Consider the following 1232-nt stretch of genomic DNA (forward strand, 5'->3'; position numbering starts at 1 on the left):
ATCGAGCGTAAAGATGGCAACCTTGTTGTTACTTCTCGTTCATCTGCTTTGGCAGTTGCCGACGAGCATGGTCGTGAGCGAGAGTGGTATAAACTGCCTTACGGCGCGGTCATTTCGGTGAAAGACGGCGCTGCTGTAGAGGCGGGTCAGGTAGTTGCTAAATGGGATCCGCACACGCACCCTATCATTACCGAACAAAGCGGTAAGATTCAGTTAGTCGGCTTTGAAGATGGTATTACCATTTCTACTAAGACCGACGAATTGACCGGTCTTAGTAGTATCCAGATTTTAGATCCTAAAGACCGTCCTGCCTCAGGTAAGGATGTGCGTCCTATGATCCAATTGGTCGATGCGAAAGACAAGCCAGTTATGCTGCCTGGCACAGATACGCCATTCCAGATGTTTTTGCCTGCGAATGCGCTGCTGTCACTACGTAACGGCGATGAGGTAAGTGAGGGTGATATTATCGCTCGTATCCCTCAAGAGTCCTCTAAAACGCGTGATATCACGGGTGGTCTGCCGCGAGTGGCCGACTTGTTCGAAGCGCGTAAGCCGAAAGAGTCTTCTATTCTTGCGGAGATTTCCGGTGTCGTGAGCTTTGGTAAAGAGACGAAGGGTAAAAAGCGCCTTGTCATTACTCCGAAAGATGGTAGCGATCCATATGAAGAGTTGATTCCGAAGCATCGTCAGATGAACGTGTTTGAAGGTGAGAGTGTAGAGAAGGGAGAGGTTGTTTCTGATGGCCCGTCTAATCCGCACGATATCTTGCGTCTTCTTGGGGTCGTTGAGTTGGCGAAGTACATCACAAACGAAGTTCAGGATGTTTACCGCTTGCAGGGGGTTGTCATCAATGACAAGCACATTGAAGTGATTGTGCGCCAGATGCTTCGAAAGGTTGAGGTGACTCAGGCTGGCGATACTGATCTCATCAAAGGTGATCAGGTTGAATACGTTCACTTCCTTGAGGCGAATGAGAAGGCCGACTTGGACGACAAGATGCCTGCACAGTGTGAGCGGCAGTTGCTTGGTATTACCAAAGCATCTCTTGCAACAGAGTCGTTTATTTCTGCGGCATCCTTCCAGGAGACTACGCGCGTTCTTACAGAAGGTGCGGTTACGGGTAAGAGAGACTTCCTTCGCGGCTTGAAAGAGAATGTTGTTGTTGGCCGACTGATTCCTGCCGGAACAGGTTTGGCTTACCACGCAGAAAGAAAAGCGAGAAAAGAAAAAGG

The 1232-nt window shown here is 49.4% G+C and carries 1 pseudogene; it reads left to right on the forward strand.

Annotated elements, in window-relative coordinates:
- Positions 1 to 1232: pseudogene (locus A3750_RS15210) on the forward strand (DNA-directed RNA polymerase subunit beta'); the annotation flags it as partial.

Source organism: Oleiphilus sp. HI0079 (assembly GCF_001635105.1).